The sequence below is a fragment of the Streptomyces sp. NPDC001970 genome (assembly GCF_053594115.1).
In genome coordinates this window covers 1-15,918 of sequence record NZ_JBSFDW010000074.1, presented here as the reverse complement: position 1 = coordinate 15,918, position 15,918 = coordinate 1, and the positions used below count along the sequence as shown (strand labels likewise).

Below are 15,918 nucleotides of genomic sequence, written 5' to 3'. Positions count from 1 at the left end.
AGATCACCCCGGGTCATCCCGCATGTCTACCGTCCCAACCCAGCCGGGACAGCGAAACAGCCAAACCCGTGATCTCAACTCGGCACAGTCCCTAGCAGACGAGGCCGGCAGCTCGATGTTCGGGGCGAGCGCACGTCTTGTCCGGCGTCGGGGCGTGGCCGTGGGCGATGTAGGCGCGCCAGGCCGCGGGCTTGATGACGTGCTGGAGCTCGTGCCGGGCCTCCTCCCGGTCCAGCAGGTCCTCAGGAGACTCCTGGGCAGGCAGCTACGGGACTTCCTCGCCGGCGAGATGGGCCTCGACCTGCTCGGCGTCCCAGATACGCGTGCGTACGCATGGCCGACTGATCGGCTTGGGCAGCTCCTCGGCCTCGGTGCGCGGCAGCGAGTTCGCACCCTTGCGCTTGGCAATGTCGTCGGTACCGAGAGGGGCGCGGCCGGCGGGGATCACGTCGATTCTCCTTGGTCGGGCACCAGACGGACGCGGCGGGTCGTCTTCGGGAGCCGTAAGGCAGGACCATCCGCGATGCGACATGAAAAGCTGTGACCATTTGTCTCTATTGCGGGGGTGTGCAGGGGTAACGCCGGGGACAGGACAAGAACTGAACGGTGCGCCTCTGGCAACAGTGCGTGGTCCCTCAAGCCAGCTCCGGCACCAGACTGTTTCGCGGGATCGATCCACCAAGGCACTACCGACGTCGACGGCCAGCCGCACTCCGATTTGCACGCCGGCGAGGCGTCCGTCAGGGACATGGTGGACTGTTCATGAAGGGCTCGGGCCGACCCGATTGCTGGCCTGGCCTTGAGGTCTGGTCGAATACCGCAGCGTGCTGTTGCCAGAAGGACGCACTGAGGAGGGTCATGAGCCTGTGGGAGCTGCAGCCCATGGATGTGCGTTCGTTGCTGCACGAAGAACGAGCGGCGCTGTTGAGACTGCTGGAAGACCTGGACTCGTCGGCCTGGGATCAGCCCACCGTGTGTCCGGGCTGGTCTGTGAAGGACGTCGCGCTGCACATCCTGGACGATGATCTGGGCTGGCTCTCTCGTGGCCGCGACGGTGACCGCTCGGGTCTGTTGACGGGCTTCACCGGCCACGACTCCTTCGTGGCGGCCCTGGACGCCAAGAACCAGCGGTGGGTGGAGACCACCCGCGTTCTCAGTCCGCGGGTGATCACCACCCTTCTTGATGTCGCAGGCACCGAGATGAACGCCTACTGGTCCGACATGGACCTCATGGCCAACGGCCATGTCGCCTGGGCCAGCCCGGACCCGGTCCCGCTGTGGTTCGACATCGCCCAAGACCTCACCGAGCGCTGGGTGCACCAGCAGCAGATTCGCGACGCCGTCAAACGCCCAGGACTGCGCGACGAGCGATTTCTCGGCGCCGTGCTGCGCACGTTTCTGTGGGCGCTGCCGCTCCACTACGCGCCGCTCACGGGCCCGGACGCGGACCTGGGGATCCGCCTCAGCGGCGCCGGCGGTGGCACCTGGCGACTGCAGCGCCGCAGCTGTCAATGGGATCTGGTCGAGCTGAGCCAGGCCGGGGCCGATGAGCAACCGGCTGCGACGGCCAAACTCGACACCGACTCCGCCTGGCGACTGTTCACGGGAGCGCCCTTTACCCAGGATCGGCTTGTCCTGTCGGGCGATCCCGAACTGACTGGGCATTTCGTAGGCACTCGCGGCATCCTCATCCGAGTACCGGAAACTCGGAGCCGTTGATCACGCGTCTCTTGTTGAGCGCCGGGCCCTGCGCTCTATTGGTAGCCAGTGGCTTCCAAGCCAAGTTGGTGACCACTGCAGTCATCGGACTTCCTGGCACGGATCTCTTTGAGGGCGTTGCGCCGTTCGAAATCAGGCCGCCTCGACGACCGACACGAACCTGGACGGCCAGGGCGACGACGTCCAGGACCCGTACTACGCATCGGCGTCATGAGCACCGCCGCCCGCCCTGTGCTCGTTGTCGCTGAGCAGCTCGACGCGGCGGCCGACATGGTCGTAGATCAGCTCAACCAGCGCGACGTGCCCGTGATGCGGTTCGACGTCGCCGAGTTCCCACAGCAGCTCACTCTCGCAGGAACTCACCGGCCGCGGGTTACGGGTTGGGAGGGAAACCTTTGACGACGGGCGCCGGAGGGCGCGGCTTGAGGAGGTGCGGGCCGTCTACTGGAGGCGGCCCGCCCGTCCCCTCATCGCCGGCACCGTCCCCGAGCCCTACGCTGCATGGGCACAGAACCAGGCAGACGCCGCGATCCTCAACGTGCTCGCCGCCCTTCCAGGCGTGCCGTGTATCAACAATCCGCACGCCGACCGCCTCGCCGCCCACAAGCCGCAGCAGCTCGTTGCCGCGACCCGCTGCGGAATGACGGTGCCCCGCAGCATCATCACCAACAGCCCGGACGCGGCACGGCACTTCGCGAAGGAGGTGGCGGTCAGCACGCCTACGACCACGCCGCCCATGCAGCGTGCACCCAGCCGCACCGCACCGCCGACGGTTACGTCCACTGCGACGGCAGGCCGGTGTAGACCGAGCCCGCCCACTCGAGCCCCGCAGGCAGCTCACGGCCGCCTTCGGGCCTCCGTCGCGAGCCGACCCGCTGCCTGCGTCTTGGAGGGCGTGCACGGCCAACTACTTGGCGACAACGACTCGAGCGGGGGCGTGCGCAAGCCTCCTGCGCGAAGCGCACCTGTCCACGTCCCGGGAGAGGGCACGCATGGCCAACCACATGGCACTGGCCGACAAGGCCGTAGCGACGTGTCAAGAACATGCTGGGACTGCCTCAGGCAGCTTGCTATCCCACCCATCGGCACTCGGCCGGTGGCTCCCAGGAAACGGAGACGATCATGCGACTCAAGCGAGCCATCGCCGCCACGGCGGCAGCGGTTCTCATCCCACTCGGAGGGGTCGTCGCCACCGCGACCCCGGCCGCCGCCACCGGTCCCTGCTCCGACTTCACCTGGTTCTCCTACGGCGGCTACTGGCATCCGATCCCCACCACGTCCAAGAACAGCGGCAACCGCCAGTGCCACCTCCAGCAGGGCTACGCCAACAACGGGGTCGCCGAGCTACAGCGGAACTTGAACCGCTGCTACAACCAGGGTCTCGCCGTGGACAGCCAGTACGGGCCCAAGACAGCCCAGGCCGTGCGCAACGTGCAGAGCAGGCTCGGCATCACCGTGGACGGCGTCTTCGGCCCCCAGACCTCCAATGCGATGGTGTGGGCCAAGTTCGACTCGGCCGGAAGGTACTACGGCTGCTAGCAGCCGTACTCGTCCCAAGCCCCACCGAGCGTCCCACCACGACCAGGTGCGAGGACATCAACGTCTGGCTCAACGTCGGCACCGACGTGAAGGTCCGCTTCCTCGACACGGGGTGCCCGACGGGTGTGGGCCCTCTGGATTCAGCCCGGCCGGTGGACGTGGCGCTCAAGGAAGTCCGGAACGGCAGGCAGTTCTGGCTGGACTTTGACCGACCCAGCCACGGGAAGGTCGCCTACTGACCTGACGCTTGTGGTCACGGGGGGAGGCTCTGGCGTGAGTTCATGCGCCGGAGCCTTCGCATCGACACGCGACGATGGGCGAGCGTCACTGCTCTGCTCCATGCCCGTGTTCAGCAGACAGCGCCAAGGTAGCCTTGGCCTCCTCGTCACCCTTGCGTTGATCGGGTCGGGGCGATCGAGCGTGCCGAGTGGGTCAGGAAGTCCTGGGCGATGCGGGCCAGGTGGTCGCAAGCGCGTGCTGGCTGCCCGTGCGTGCGGTGTGGCGGTAGTCGCTGGGTGGCATGCCGTAGGCGGCCCGGAAGGTGCGGCTGAAGTGCGCGGAGTCGGTGAATCCCCAACGGGCGGCGATCGCGCCGATGGGGCGGCTGTTCGAGCCCGGGTCGGTGAGGTCGCGGCGGCAGCGCTCCAGCCGGCGGTGGCGTATCCACGCGGCCACCGTCAGGTCCTGCTCTGTGAAGAGCCGGTGCAGGTGGCGCAGCGAGATCTGGCACCCGGCCGCGACGGCGGCCGGGGTGAGGCCGGGGTCGCCGAGGTGCTGGTCGATGAAGGCATGGATCCGCAGAAGCAGGGCCCGGTGGTGGGTCTCGGGGGGCACCGCACGCTCGGCGTCCAGATGGTGCGCACACAGGGCGGTCACCAGGTCGACGGCGACCGTGGCGAGACGAGGCCCGTCCGCCGCGGTGTAGGAGTCGGCGCCGGTGGCGACCTGCTTGAGGTAACCGGCCAGAAGGGCGCCCATCCCGTCCGTGCCAGGCAGCGGCATCGCAGTGAGGGAACGAACCCGGTCCGCGGCGAGCGGCAGGAGCGTTCGGGGGAGTTGCAGCAGGATGCCCTTGACCCGGCCGCGGTCCGTGTGGGCCCACCCGTGCCACGGCCGCGAGGTGTCGTACATCATGATCTGACCTACGCTGCTGGTCGCTTCCCTGCCGCCGTGGACGATCCCGTGGCTGCCGTGCAGGTTCACCATCAGCTGATACCCCTCGGGGTCGGACCGCCGGATCAGCTTCGCCGGCCGTGATGTCTCCAGCGACGGGTACGACACCGCCGACACCAGCACCGAGCCAAGACCCACCAGACGCAGGCCGGCGCGAAAGTCCGCGGCGTGATCGCTGCGCAGCGTGTTCGGTACCAGCGTGTCGGCGGTCAGATCGCACCAGCTTCCGAACCGCTCCCGTATCGGTAAATCGCTCGTCCTGAACTCCGACACCATCACCATGAATCTCCCCAGGCCCACCATCCCGGCCGCCACCATCGACCACGCCCGCCACAGGGTCAAGGCGGCGCACAGGAACCAGATCGTCGTCGAACAGACCCTGCGCCAAGGCGCCGACCACGCCGGACACATCGGTTTCACATCCGGAATTGGACACCCGGACCCCCGGTTGGGCAGACTCCCGTCCCCGGCACGCCCACAACCCGCGTGCACCGCATGGAGATTGACGGGGGATCACTTACCCATGGACTGGCACAACGCGCCGCTGCCGCGGCAGATAGGCCCGTATCGCATCGTCGCCCGGCTGGGTCAGGGTGGCATGGGCCAGGTCTACGTCGGCCGCAGTCCCGGCGGCATGAAGGTGGCCGTGAAGGTGATTCGGCCCCAGCGCGCCGACGACGTTGAGTTCCGTCGCCGCTTCGCCCGTGAGGTACGGGCTGCCCGTCAGGTCAACAGTGCGTACACCGCGGCCGTCGTGGACGCCGATCCCGAGGCCGACGAACCGTGGCTGGCCACCGTCCACGTGTCCGGGGTCGCCCTCGACAAGGCCCTGCGGCAGCACGGCCCGTGGCCCTCCGGATCGGTACGGGCCCTGGGCGCGGGACTCGTGGAGGCGCTGGCGGCCATTCACACGGCCGGAATCATCCACCGTGACCTCAAGCCTTCGAACGTCATCCTCACCTCGAACGGCCCGCGCGTCATCGACTTCGGCATCTCCGCGGTGGCCGGCGCGACCACGATGACCGCTCCCGGCGCGTTCATGGGCACCCCAGGTTTCGCCTCACCCGAGCAGATCCAGGACCAGGAGGTCGGCCCCGCCACCGACGTCTTCTCGCTCGGCGTGCTCCTCGCCCACACCGCCACTGGCCACAACCCCTTCGGCCGGCACACGACCAACCCGGAACTCCTCTTCTACCGCACCCTCCACGAGTCGCCGACGCTCGACGGCCTGCCGACCGACCTGTACGCGGTCATCGCGCCCTGCCTCGCCAAGGACCCGGCAGCCCGCCCCACCCCGGCCGCACTCCTTGCGCAACTGGTCGAACCGACCGACGACCTGGTCACCGTCCTCGGCACCGACGCCTGGCTGCCGCCCGCGGTAGCCGAGCTGGCCGCCCTGCGCGCCACTGCCCCCACCGGCCCCACCGGCCCCACGCCGCAGGTCACCGCGCTACCACAGCTCCCCGCCGAGCCCACCGCGCCGCTCATTGCCCAGGCCACCGTCCCCGAGGGCCCCGCCACCTCCGACGCCGGGAACGCCAACATCGCTGGGGGCGGCGACACCCCGGGGCACCCGGAAGCCACCAGGGCCTCCCTCCACGAGGCCGCCACCGCACCCGCCACCCCCGACCCCGCCTCCGGTCACCGCGCCGCCAACCGCCGCGCGCGCCGTACGCCCCGCCGCCGGATCGCCCCCGGCCTCACCGGCTCCGTCCTGGCCCTCGCGCTGCTGGCCCTCGCGCTGCTGGCCACCTCGGGCTGGTGGTGGACCCAGGGCGACGATGCCCCGCAGAACCCCGTAGCCTCCGGCGCCGAAACCACCAAGCCTTCCCCCACCCCGCCGCCCTCCACCACCACCTCGCCGTCCGCCACTGCCTCACCCACCCCGAGCCGCAAGGGCACGCCCACCCCCAAGGCTGAGAGCTCCCCAAGCCCCGCCTCGGACACCGAGGCCCTGCCCACGCCACCGTCCGGGATCCCTGAGCCGGAGTGGCACTGCCGCAGCGACTACATGTCCGACCAGGTTCGCCAGTTCAGCTTCGCGCCGTGCGTCGCCTCCATCGGCCCGCGCCACGTCGGCTACAAGGTCCTGGTCCACTCCCCCAAAGCACAGACCATCACCCTCTACTACTGGCTCGGCCGCTCTGTGCCCGGACAGAACGACGACGAACTGATCAGCTACCGCCAGACCTGCACCCTCGAACTTGCCGCCGGCCAGACCAAGGAATGCAAGATCCGCTCCTCCCAGCCGAAGACTCCCGGCTACCTCCACGCCGCCGCGACCAGCTCCACGACCGGCCTCGACGGAGCAAACAGCCCCGGCTGGTACTTCGACGGCCAGACCCTGACGCACGAGGCGTAAAGGAGTGCCGGCGCCCGCACTCCAGGACAAGGACGCCCGCCCGGGCGGGCGAACGGACTCCGGCCCTGCTCACCGCTGGGGGGCGCGACGCCCTCAAGTGGAACACCTGGAACGAGCCGGACCGGACAAGGGCGGCGATCCGTCCGCCATACGCCACCGAGGCACCGCAGAACGCGACGGCCTTCCTGGTGCGCACGAGCTCTGCCGCCAAGGCTCAGCTCGACCGTGATGGAGTACGTGCCTTCAGCGACCTCGGGCTTCCCCTTCAGCTTGAGGGAGTACCGGATCACGTGCTGTTGTAGCCCTCGACGCTGTTTCGGAGCCAGAAGTAGATCTTTCGCCATTCCTCGCTGCGGTACTCGAGGGCCTGCCAGTGCTTGGCGCCGCAGCTGGCGTGATGGTGACGCTGCGCCGGCGGCAGACCTTGAGAGGGCCGACGGGGCTCGGCTCGGGGCCCGCCAGGGGCAGGTGGAGGCGGTCGGGGTGGCGGGTGAGCCAGCTGGTCACGTTCCCCACGGACGGCGCCTTGCGGGACGGATCGTGCGGGAAGGCCTCGCGGAGCTTGGCCGTTCAGGGACGGCGGCCCGGCGGTCACGGGGGAATGGGAAGGCGACGACCACACCGCCCGCCGCACCTATCGGGTCTGGATCGGCCTGTCCGGCACCGGACCCAGAATCGTCATCCGGCTCACCGTCGAAACGTACGGCGTCGAACGCACCCTACGGACCTGGACTGCGCGGGGCGAAGTCGTCGCGGACGACGAGACCACTTGACCCCGAATCGCTGCTGGTGGGAAGTCATGCAGTCTTGACGGTGCGCTCAGTTCCCGTCCTGCGCTCCAACGTCAGGCCAGTGAAGGCTCTGCCGCCCTCACGTTGTCCCGCGCTTGCCAGGGCAAGCGGTAGGCAGGGACGACGATCTGCAGAAGTTCTTCGGTCGAGGGCAGCTTGTCCGGCATGCCACTGACGCTGAGGTAGTGCCAGTGCACAGCGTCAACCACCGCTCCGGCGCCGGGCGGCAGTTGGCCGTCTTCCTCGGCTCGGCGGAAGGTGGCGACGATGTCCGACGATCAATTGCCAGGGATGGCGTCGTAGAGGGCGCGCGATCGCTGCTCCGCGGTCAGCCGGAGGAACCGAAGCGGCCAAAGGGATCGTCAAGTATTTTGCGCGCATGGCCAAGCCGTCGGTGGTGTTCTCACCGATACCCAACCCGACTGCTCGGCAGCACCATCATTCCCTGCGGCTCTGTCGGCTCATCCGGTCTACCGCATGAAGCAACAGAGCCGCTCATCGCCAACGCCCAGGAGAGACACGGACATGGGAAGACGTAAGATCGCCGCCGCCGCACGGAGAACGGGGAAGGCTCTGGCACTGGCTGCCGCCGTCGTCGGGTTGTCGGCTCTGGCTTCCGGGCCCGCCCACGCGGGTGTCATACCCCGCGTCTACCAGGGGGACGACTACGCGCAGGTGTCTCACGTCTACTACGAAGGCGTTTTCCTCGGGGAAGTGGCCTTCGCGTGCGACCGCGAAGCGGACGGCCACGGCGTCTATGCCAAAGTCTGGCTGGTCGGCGGGTACGTGGAGATCAGCGACGGCAACGGATCCGCGAACGGGTGCGGTTCACGCGCCTACGACAGGAACGAGGTCGAAGCCATCGAGGTCTGCGAACGCGTAACCGGCCCCGACTGGTGCTCCGGCCGGAAGAACGCGTAGGCCAGCGGAGCGCTCGCGGAGCCCCCGCGCGGCCGGGCCTCAGCGATCCGCCGACTGGTCCTTTGCAGCTGGCAGGACACCGGGGTCGCCATCATCGTGGCGGCCCGCCCGGGCGAGCCTTCGCGCGGGCCCGCGGCCGGGTCGGCGCACCCGGAGACGGACCCGCTCGCCCTCGCGTGCCCGCAGCCCTTTGTTGGGCGGCACCGGCGCGCACACCTGCTGAGAAATTCACTCACGCCGCGGCCCTTTGGCGCGCCCTACGGTGAAGGCTGCCGAGTGGAGCAGGTCGGCAGCTCGCTGGGCTCATAACCCAGAGGTCGTGGGTTCAAATCCCACCTCGGCCACACAGAAGACCGGGTCCGCCGCAGCACCTGCGGCGGACCCGGTCTTCTGTGTGAAAGCCGCCTGCATGGGGCGCCCTTCGGCTCGCCTGCCACGTAGGCCGCCATCGGCCACGGTGCCCGCGGCGAGGTCGGTCGGCATGCCGCCGAAGGTCTCGGGCTTGGCTTGCCGTCGACCCACTCGCGGCACAAGGCGGCTGATCCTGCGACCTGTCCAGCCTCCGGCAGCGATGAAGAGGCCGGCGGCGAGGCTGTCGAGGAACTCGGGCGGAGCCTCGCTGCGGACGACGGCGGAGATTCCGCTTCGGGCGCGGACAGGGCTGAGCCTGTGGTGCTGCCAGTTCCTCGTCAGCGAGCTGCCCGCGACCATTCTCGGGACGTGTCGGAGGAAGTCACTGCCGCCGTGGTGGCCGAACTCCGTAAAGCCGGTGCCGGCGCTTAGTCGAGGCGAATCAGTGGGCGCCTTCGGCGCTCGTCGTCAGGACGTCAGCGGCAGACCCCACGGGTCAGCGGTCAGTGGAGTGCTCAAAGGTGCACGCAGACTGCCCCTACTGGCTGCAGCCGCCGTGCCGACTCCTGCGATGCAGTTCCCAGATCGCGACAAGGCCCTCGTTCTGCCGGGTCAGTCGGCAGAGCGAGGGCCTGTTCCGAGGGTGTGGTCAGAGATCGTCACCTTCGATGCCCGCGCTGACGGCGGGCGGCCGGGGCCGACGGACAGGGGTACGCTGCCGCGACCGAGTGGACTGGGGCTCGTGGGCTGCGGCCCCGGGCCTGGGGGTCAGGAGACGAGGGAGGCGTCGTCCACTTCGGTCAGCTTGACCGTGCACAGGCCGCCGCGCTCGGTCTTCACGTCCGTCACCTCGAGCTGGGTGCCCGGCGCGAGGATGTATTCCTCCTCCCCGGTGAAGGCGGAGAATCTCCGGATCCCCACCGCTCGCGCGGGGGTCACTTCGAAGAGCGTCCGCTTGCCGCGGTTGCCCAGGAAGGACCGGGCCACGGTCAGCTCGGAGGTGCACGAGGACACGCCCCACCAGGTCACCGTCCGCCCGACCGGGTACTGCGCCCGCAGGTCGAGCGACACACCACGCCATAGCGGCTGGGTGTGGGCGGGCAGCCCCGAGACTGCTGAGAACAGCAGCCGCAGGTACGGGAGGTAGGGCACGACCTTGCTCCGGTTCGGGGAGCGCAGGACGGCGTTGATGTCGCGGTAGAACCCGGACTCGCAGGTGTAGAGGTAGAGCGCGGCGATCGCGTCGGCGGACAGGCCGCCAGCCGCCTCGTCTGCCCGCCGCTTGCCGAACTCGCGGGACCGGTCGATGTGCCGGCCGAGCCCGGAGAGCACCTCGGCGACCGGGGCGACGGCGTCCTCGAAGCCCATCAGCGGGGTGTCGAACACACCGGTGATCGCCGGGAGTACGTGCCCCTCGTCCTTGACGCTGGTGAGCCGCTCCAGATACAGCTGGTGCAGCTCCATGGTGGACGCGATGAAGGCACCCATGCGTGCCGCGACATCGCCGTCCGCGCCGTCGGCGCCGGCCGCGCCTTCGTTCCACCCCTTGCTCGGCAGCCAGTCGATCTCCTCGGTGCCCAGCGAGGCCAGGGCCGCGTTCACCGTCGCGAAGTGGTCACCCTCGCAGAAGATGTCGCCCTGTGCCGCGGGGTTGGCGTGGTCGATGTGACGGACCTCGACGTCCGGGTACTTCTCCTGGAGCCGCAGGACGACCTTCTTCAGGTTGCGGGCGTGGGCCCCCCACCAGGCGAAGACGACGCCGCGGTCCTCCTCATCGGCGTCCTGCTTGGCCTTGAGGATCTCCTCGACGATCCGTTCGGCGACGGGCCGCCAGAACGCGGTGTGCCGGTCGGCCCTCATCGCGCCGTCGCCGCTGGCGGTGAGCGAGGCGTTCAGCAGCAGGACGCCCTGCGTGAGCATCGCCTGGAACCATTCCGGCGGCTGGACCGTTTTCCGCTCCCTCAACAGGGCGCGGACGTCGGCGATGGGCGTCTTCTTGGCGATGCCGTACTTCCACATCGCCGCCGCCTTGATGATGCAGCGGATGCTGACGACCCTGCCGAACTGGCTGTCCTTCCAGTCGTTGAAGGTGTTGTCGAACATGGCTATGCCGGTTGCGCTCTCCGGCCGCGGGTACGGGTTCTGGCCGAAGACGACGACCTTCCACTTGTCCGGCGGGTTGGGCTTGAGCGCCTGGAAGGTCAGTTCCCGGACCGGGACGACCTCCGGGCCGCGGCCCTGGCCGATGAACTCGGCTGCGTCCGGCTGCGCCTCGATGACGGGCTTCAGGAGCGGAAGCCAGGGTTCTCCGCCGCCCTTGAAGAGTTCGGTGAGGCCCAGCGGGTCGTTCACGTCGGGCTGGGCCGGGGTGGTGGCGTCGCTCATGGGGGAAGGGCTCCCGGTCGTCGTACCTGGGGGATGGAGGTGGCCGGCGGGGTGTATGGGATCAGCGGCGAAAGGAATGCCCTTTCGGCGGCACGATGCGCACCCGCTTCGCGACCGGCGCATTCTCGATGCCGGCGAGCTGCGCGGTGATCGTGGCGCGCAGCTCGTCGTCGTCCTCGAACCAGTGGTCGTGGAAGAGCGTGTAGCCGGTCCACATCAAGTTGGCGCAGACCCGGGCCGGCACCTGGCCGGTCTGCGCCCCCATCCCGACCAGCGCCACCGAGCGGATGCTGCCCTGCACCTGCCGGTTCTGCCGGTGAACGGCCTGGAACGCGGCCGCGCACGCCAGGGCCACGTTCAGCGTGTCACTCACGTTCTGCGAGGACTGCACCATCGTCGGCGTCGATATCAGGTACCGCGGGACGGTCGCCCCCGACGGGACACAGACCGCGCTTCCCACCGGGAGGCTCCCGGCGAACCGGTCGCGGATCGCACGCTGCACGCGCAGTTGGATGCCCGCTCCGAGGTGCCGCTTGATGACAGCGTCGACCCCGCCGTCCATCTGGCCACGGGAGTTGGTCGGGGTGACCCAGGCATCGGCGTCCTCGTCGAGGATCGAGCCCCGGCGGATGTCGATCCCGGAGGTGTCGGCGAACGCCGCCCGCCACGCCTCCACCACGCCCTCGTTGACGTCAGTCAGCACCACCCGGAGTGCGGGCTCCACACGGTCCTCGGTCATCGTCCACTCCTGTCGGGAAACGGCCGTTCCAATACCCCCGAAGCTAGCGGCCGCCACTGACAACGCTGGCGCAGGAAGAGGACGATGACCTGCCGTCACACCTGACAAGCACAGACCCGCCTCGGCCGGCCGCGCGGCTGACCGGGCCCGCCCCGGGGTGCCGGTCTCGGCGGGTAACTGACAAGCCAGCGCCTTGACCTCGGCGACCTGCAACGCGGTGAACGAGGCCGGCCGACCTGACCGCTTGCGGTCGGCGAGGGCGGGCAAGCCGCCGGTGGCGAACCTGCCCCGCCAGGTGCGCACCGTGTCCACGTGCAGCCGCGTCTGCGCGGATGTCCGGGCATTGGAGCACCCACGGGCAGCCAGCAGCACGATAGTTGCGCGCTGCCGGGCCTGATGCGGGGTCTTGTGACCGTAGGCCATCTTCTTGAGCCGGTGGCGCTTCGGAGGCGGTCAGGGTGAGCGACACGGCCTGGGCCGCAGGCATGGAAGGGACACGGCCAATCTCGGGGGGAATGGTTCGGGACGGTCAACCACCCTGCGCCCACGCGTCGTCCGCTCCCTGTTCGAGGGTTGCCTGTACTGCCAACCAGAGCTCAGCGCCGGAAGGAGCCGTGATCGCTGGTCGGTGCTTCCCGAGAGTGGCCGATGTGTCCGGCTGCCGGAGGTGAGCGGATCCGAGGTCAGGGCAGGGTGAGGATGCGGGGGCCGTCCTCGGTGATGGCGATGGTGTGTTCGCTGTGGGCGGCTCGGCTGCCGTCGATCGTGCGCAGGGTCCATCCGTCGGGGTCGGTGTAGTAGTCGTTGCGTCCTCCAGCCATGAGCATGGGTTCGATGGCGAGGGCGAGGCCGTGGCGCAGGGGGAAGCCGCGGCCGGGTCGTCCGTGGTTGGGGACGTGGGGGTCTTCGTGCATCTGGCGGCCGATGCCGTGGCCGCCGAAGTCGGCCGGCATGCCGCAGTCGGCCTTGCGGGCGACCGTGCTGATGGCATGGGAGATGTCGCCGACGCGATGGCCGACGGTGGCGGCGGCGATGCCCGCATTCAGGGCCTGCTGGGTGGCGGCGATGAGTTCGAGGTCGGCGGGGCGAGGGGTGCCGACGGTGAAGCTGATTGCGGCGTCGCCGGTCCAGCCGTCGAGTTCGGCTCCGCAGTCGATGCTGACCAGGTCGCCGTCGCGCAGGCGATAGTCGTCGGGGATGCCGTGCGAGACGGCGTCGTTCACGGAGGCGCAGATTACGGCGGGGAAGGGGATGGGGGCGAAGGCGGGCTGGTAGCCCAGGAACGGAGAACGTGCTCCGGCCCTGGTGAGAACGGTGCGGGCGGCTTCGTCGAGCTCGCGCAGGCGAACTCCCACAGCTGCCGCCGCGCGGGCGGCTGCGAGTGCATGGGCCACGACGCGTCCAGCTTCTCGCATCGCCTCCAGTGCGGTGTCGGTCTTGATCTCCACCATGTGTCGTGACTCCCTGCCATGCGCACTACCCAATACTTATACCGGTATTAGTATCACGGGCATGGTGAGAGTTCCTTTGAGTCCGCAAGAGCGGCAACGCGGATAGCGCTTCGGGATCCTGCTCCGCCAGGCCCGCGGTGACCGCAGCATGGTCGACGTGGCAGCAGTCGCTCGAGTATCCGCGGAGACACTCCGCAAGATCGAGACCGGCCGGGCCCCAACCGCGGCCTTCTTCACCGTGGCAGCCCTGGCCCACGCCCTGCACCTGTCGCTCGATGCCCTGGCCGCCGCCTGTGCGGAAGACGCCGAAGGCGGCGAGCAGGCCATGTCGGCGTGACTGTCAGGCGCGCGCCATCCGGCTGAGAATCGGACGTTCCTGACGCAGCACTAAGCTTGACGAGACGGAACGTATCGTCTAACTTCTAGGTCGTCGGCGAGCAGCTGGTGCTCCTTCTGCTTGCCGCACGATCCTGTTCGCCTAGCAAAGGACTGCTCTTGCACCCTGCTCCTTCCGGCACCACCGTGACTGCTCCTCCTCTCACCACGTCTCAGCTTGCTCTTGCCGAGGTGACCAAGCGCTATGGCGACCGCATTGTGCTGGACCGTGTGTCTCTCACTGTCCGGCCGGGCGAGAAGGTCGGGATCGTCGGGGACAACGGCTCTGGGAAGTCCACGCTTCTGCGGCTGCTCGCAGGGCAGGAGCCGGTCGACAACGGCAGCCTCACCGTCACAGCACCAGGCGGCATCGGCCACCTTCGCCAGACTCTCGATCTGCCCGATTCGGCGCGCGTGGGCGATGCCGTGGACCACGTGCTGGGCGAACTGCGAGCCCTGGAACGCCGTATCCGGATCACGGAGGCGGCGCTGGGCACGGCCGGCCCCGCCGAGTTCGAGCACTACGCCGCCCTGGTAGCCGAGTTCGAGGCGCGGGGCGGGCACGAAGCGGATCGCCGTGTCGAGGTGAGCCTGCGCCGACTTGGCGAGCACGCGCCACTGGACCGCACACGTCCGATGAGCACCCTCTCCGGAGGGCAGCACTCCCGGCTCGCGCTCGCCGCGACCCTGGCCTCCGCCCCCGAACTACTGCTGCTCGACGAGCCGACCAACGATCTGGACGACGAGGCCGTGGCCTGGCTCGAAGGCCATCTGCGCCGCCATCGAGGCACGGTGATCGTGGCCACGCACGATCGGGCGTTCCTGGATCGCGTCACCTCCACCGTGCTGGAAGTGGACCACGATCAGCACACGGTACGGCGCTACGGCAACGGATACGCCGGCTTCCTCGCCGCCAAGGCGGCGGCTCGGGCCCGTTGGGCGTGGGATCACGAGCAATGGCGCAATGAGGTCGCCCGACAGGAACACCTCGCCGACTCCAGCATCGGACTGCTGGCCGAGATCCCCCGCAAGGGGCCGTGGGCCTTCAGCGGCGCCGGCGCTTTCCGAGCGCGCTCGCGGGCCCACGGCGCACAGAGCCGCATCCGGAACGCACGCGAGCGGTTGCAACGGCTCACGGAGCACCCCGTGGCGCCGCCTCCGCAGCCACTGCGGTTCACAGGCAGCGTCGAAGGCACGCCAACCGTCGAGGAAACATCAACAACAGCGCACCTGGAAGGCGTCCTGGTCAAAGGGCGGTTGTACGTCCCGTCCCTGAAACTCGCCCCTGGCGACCGACTGTTCGTCACCGGCCCCAACGGTGTCGGCAAAAGCACCCTTCTCCAACTGCTGGCAGGGGAATTGACGCCTGACGCCGGTATCGTTCGGCGACCGCGGCGGGTCGGATTCCTACGTCAGCAGAGCGCGCCCGACGCAGCCTTCGATGACCGAACGCTGCTCGCGGCATTCGCCGCCGACAGGGCGGGGCAGCCCGACGAGCACGCCGACGCACTCCTTGCACTCGGCCTGTTCCACGCCGCCGACCTCGCTGTTCCCGTACGGAACTTGTCCGTCGGGCAGCGCCGCAAGCTCGAACTGGCCCGGCTCGTGACAGCCGGCCCACTCGATCTGCTGCTGCTCGACGAGCCGACGAACCACCTGGCCCCCGCCTTGGTGGAAGAGATCGAGGCAGCCCTGGCCCGCTACACCGGCACGCTGGTCGTGGTGACGCACGACCGGCTCCTGCGCGAACGCTTCCACGGGCCCCGCCTGGAACTTACCCATGGCCGCCGAGAAGGCGCGCCAGAACTGACGACCTTGAGCCGCCCAGTCGTCCGTGCCGAGTAGGTCCGGCGATGCGGGCGTACGAACCAGCGGTGCCGGTACAGCTTGCTGGGGGATCCTCTGGTTGTCCGGCAGTCCTCCCCGTGGATCAGAGGCAGGTCAGCACCCGGGCCGTCATCTTGGGCAGGCCCGAAGCCATGAGGACGGTGGTGAACGTCTCCTCGTCTCACGCACGGCCTCGGCGTCGTGTCCGTGGGTCTGCGGGGGGCCTGCGGTCCTCGGGGCGTGGCCTGCCTGTGCCGGTGGGTGCGGCGTTCGGTGGCGCGGTGG

General features: G+C 69.1%; 12 protein-coding genes, 1 tRNA gene and 1 pseudogene. 7 read left to right on the top strand and 7 right to left on the bottom strand.

Annotation, left to right across the window (positions count from 1 at the left end):
• Nucleotides 1-265 precede the first annotated feature (265 nt).
• The gene (locus ACWCP0_RS40930) at nt 266-448 is read right to left on the bottom strand and encodes a hypothetical protein (RefSeq protein WP_451083797.1); all 183 of its coding nucleotides are present in this window, start codon (nt 446-448) and stop codon (nt 266-268) included.
• A gap of 410 nt (nt 449-858) precedes the next feature.
• Here ACWCP0_RS40930 and ACWCP0_RS40925 point away from each other — a divergent pair, with 410 nt between their 5' ends.
• Complete coding sequence (locus ACWCP0_RS40925; protein ID WP_451083796.1) at nt 859-1,719, top strand: maleylpyruvate isomerase N-terminal domain-containing protein; 861 nt, start codon at nt 859-861, stop codon at nt 1,717-1,719.
• Between the two features lie 195 nt (nt 1,720-1,914).
• Here ACWCP0_RS40925 and ACWCP0_RS40920 read toward each other — a convergent pair whose 3' ends face one another.
• Complete coding sequence (locus ACWCP0_RS40920) at nt 1,915-2,082, bottom strand: hypothetical protein (protein WP_451083795.1); 168 nt, start codon at nt 2,080-2,082, stop codon at nt 1,915-1,917.
• Between the two features lie 759 nt (nt 2,083-2,841).
• Between ACWCP0_RS40920 and ACWCP0_RS40915 the strand changes: the two genes are divergently transcribed.
• The gene (locus ACWCP0_RS40915) at nt 2,842-3,258 is read left to right on the top strand and encodes a peptidoglycan-binding domain-containing protein (RefSeq protein ID WP_451083794.1); all 417 of its coding nucleotides are present in this window, start codon (nt 2,842-2,844) and stop codon (nt 3,256-3,258) included.
• Nucleotides 3,259-3,690: 432 nt separating this feature from the next.
• Here ACWCP0_RS40915 and ACWCP0_RS40910 read toward each other — a convergent pair whose 3' ends face one another.
• Complete coding sequence (locus tag ACWCP0_RS40910; RefSeq protein ID WP_451083793.1) at nt 3,691-4,713, bottom strand: AraC-like ligand-binding domain-containing protein; 1,023 nt, start codon at nt 4,711-4,713, stop codon at nt 3,691-3,693.
• Nucleotides 4,714-4,954: 241 nt separating this feature from the next.
• Between ACWCP0_RS40910 and ACWCP0_RS40905 the strand changes: the two genes are divergently transcribed.
• The 3 genes from ACWCP0_RS40905 (at nt 4,955) to ACWCP0_RS40895 (ending at nt 8,849) form a co-directional block, all read left to right on the top strand.
• Nucleotides 4,955-6,793 carry a protein kinase domain-containing protein gene (locus ACWCP0_RS40905; RefSeq protein WP_451083792.1) on the top strand — a complete coding sequence of 613 codons (1,839 nt, stop codon included), beginning with the start codon at nt 4,955-4,957 and terminating at the stop codon, nt 6,791-6,793.
• A gap of 1,316 nt (nt 6,794-8,109) precedes the next feature.
• Nucleotides 8,110-8,505: a hypothetical protein gene (locus tag ACWCP0_RS40900; RefSeq protein ID WP_451083791.1), complete on the top strand. Its 396-nt coding sequence runs from the start codon at nt 8,110-8,112 to the stop codon at nt 8,503-8,505.
• Nucleotides 8,506-8,775: 270 nt separating this feature from the next.
• Nucleotides 8,776-8,849 (top strand) — tRNA-Met (locus tag ACWCP0_RS40895).
• Between the two features lie 775 nt (nt 8,850-9,624).
• On the opposite strand, the gene ACWCP0_RS40890 is transcribed toward ACWCP0_RS40895, so the two are convergent.
• The 3 genes from ACWCP0_RS40890 to map all read right to left on the bottom strand — a co-directional run bounded on the left by ACWCP0_RS40890 (nt 9,625) and on the right by map (nt 13,431).
• Nucleotides 9,625-11,241, bottom strand: a complete 1,617-nt coding sequence (locus ACWCP0_RS40890) for an ADP-ribosyltransferase domain-containing protein (RefSeq protein ID WP_451083790.1) — start codon at nt 11,239-11,241, stop codon at nt 9,625-9,627.
• 61 nt (nt 11,242-11,302) lie between these two features.
• On the bottom strand, nt 11,303-12,403 hold the full coding sequence (locus ACWCP0_RS40885; RefSeq protein ID WP_451083789.1) for a helix-turn-helix domain-containing protein: 1,101 nt from the start codon (nt 12,401-12,403) through the stop codon (nt 11,303-11,305).
• A 260-nt stretch (nt 12,404-12,663) separates the two neighbouring features.
• The gene (gene map / locus ACWCP0_RS40880; RefSeq protein ID WP_451083788.1) at nt 12,664-13,431 is read right to left on the bottom strand and encodes a type I methionyl aminopeptidase; all 768 of its coding nucleotides are present in this window, start codon (nt 13,429-13,431) and stop codon (nt 12,664-12,666) included.
• A 115-nt stretch (nt 13,432-13,546) separates the two neighbouring features.
• Between map and ACWCP0_RS40875 the strand changes: the two genes are divergently transcribed.
• Both ACWCP0_RS40875 and abc-f read left to right on the top strand, forming a co-directional pair.
• Entirely contained in the window at nt 13,547-13,768 is a 222-nt protein-coding gene (locus ACWCP0_RS40875) for a helix-turn-helix domain-containing protein (RefSeq protein WP_451083798.1), read from the top strand.
• A 185-nt stretch (nt 13,769-13,953) separates the two neighbouring features.
• Nucleotides 13,954-15,651 carry a ribosomal protection-like ABC-F family protein gene (gene abc-f / locus ACWCP0_RS40870; protein ID WP_451083787.1) on the top strand — a complete coding sequence of 566 codons (1,698 nt, stop codon included), beginning with the start codon at nt 13,954-13,956 and terminating at the stop codon, nt 15,649-15,651.
• A gap of 88 nt (nt 15,652-15,739) precedes the next feature.
• Here abc-f and ACWCP0_RS40865 read toward each other — a convergent pair.
• Nucleotides 15,740-15,918 (bottom strand): annotated as a pseudogene (locus tag ACWCP0_RS40865) (MarR family transcriptional regulator); the annotation flags it as partial.

Bases quoted from the DNA above. Each gene is read 5' to 3' on its own strand.
- ACWCP0_RS40925 (WP_451083796.1), top strand. From the start codon at position 859: ATGAGCCTGTGGGAGCTGCAGCCCATGGATGTGCGTTCGTTGCTGCAC.
- ACWCP0_RS40915 (WP_451083794.1), top strand. From the start codon at position 2,842: ATGCGACTCAAGCGAGCCATCGCCGCCACGGCGGCAGCGGTTCTCATC.
- ACWCP0_RS40910 (WP_451083793.1), bottom strand. From the start codon at position 4,713: ATGGTGATGGTGTCGGAGTTCAGGACGAGCGATTTACCGATACGGGAG.
- ACWCP0_RS40905 (WP_451083792.1), top strand. From the start codon at position 4,955: ATGGACTGGCACAACGCGCCGCTGCCGCGGCAGATAGGCCCGTATCGC.
- ACWCP0_RS40900 (WP_451083791.1), top strand. From the start codon at position 8,110: ATGGGAAGACGTAAGATCGCCGCCGCCGCACGGAGAACGGGGAAGGCT.
- ACWCP0_RS40890 (WP_451083790.1), bottom strand. From the start codon at position 11,241: ATGAGCGACGCCACCACCCCGGCCCAGCCCGACGTGAACGACCCGCTG.
- ACWCP0_RS40885 (WP_451083789.1), bottom strand. From the start codon at position 12,403: ATGGCCTACGGTCACAAGACCCCGCATCAGGCCCGGCAGCGCGCAACT.
- map (WP_451083788.1), bottom strand. From the start codon at position 13,431: ATGGTGGAGATCAAGACCGACACCGCACTGGAGGCGATGCGAGAAGCT.